The organism is Marinitoga sp. 38H-ov (genome assembly GCF_011057715.1).
GTDB lineage: Bacteria > Thermotogota > Thermotogae > Petrotogales > Petrotogaceae > Marinitoga.
This window is the reverse complement of the sequence record NZ_LNGH01000031.1, coordinates 1,394-1,966: the sequence shown is the minus strand read 5'-3', so window position 1 is coordinate 1,966 and position 573 is coordinate 1,394. Positions and strand designations below refer to the sequence as shown.

The 573-nt window shown below is 25.8% G+C and carries 1 pseudogene; it reads right to left on the bottom strand.

Annotation, left to right across the window (positions count from 1 at the left end):
* Positions 1–220: 220 nt before the first annotated feature.
* Positions 221–573, bottom strand: a pseudogene (locus tag AS160_RS08815) (IS1634 family transposase); the annotation flags it as partial.

The window sequence follows — 573 nt, the reverse complement described above, 5'->3', positions numbered from 1 at the left end:
CATTCTATCCCTTCTCTTCAAAGAAATATTATTAATTAGCCTCCTGAATCTTGTTTTTTCTTAGTTTTTTGAAAATACTATCCTTCTCTTTTTGCTTTTAAAAGAGCTAGATATCCTGAGTTTGACAGTATTTTTTTCAATAAAGCTTGAAAAAGCGGAATTATTCTAAAAAACAGCCATTGTTAACTTTTTATTAAATACAAAAGTGTCATTACACCCCCTAAATTTTGTATTTTTCTTTGAATTCTGTATAGGGTGAAATTATTTTTGGTACAGGAATATTTAATATATTTAATATTCTTTGTCCTAATTTATTTAAATTCATTCTCGCTACAAGATGTTGCTTTTGTGTTTTGATTTCAATATATTCCATATTTTTAATAGCTTCTCTTATTTTTTCATGAGAGTATTCAATATTATTTTTTTCCAGTTCTAGTTCTAATGTTCTTTGAATTATGTAAGATATGAAACTCATTACTATATGACCTTTTATTCTTTTCGGTGTCCAATGAAATACCGGTCTTGTTTCAAGATAATTTTTTAATGTTCTAAATGTTTCTTCTACTTTCCATA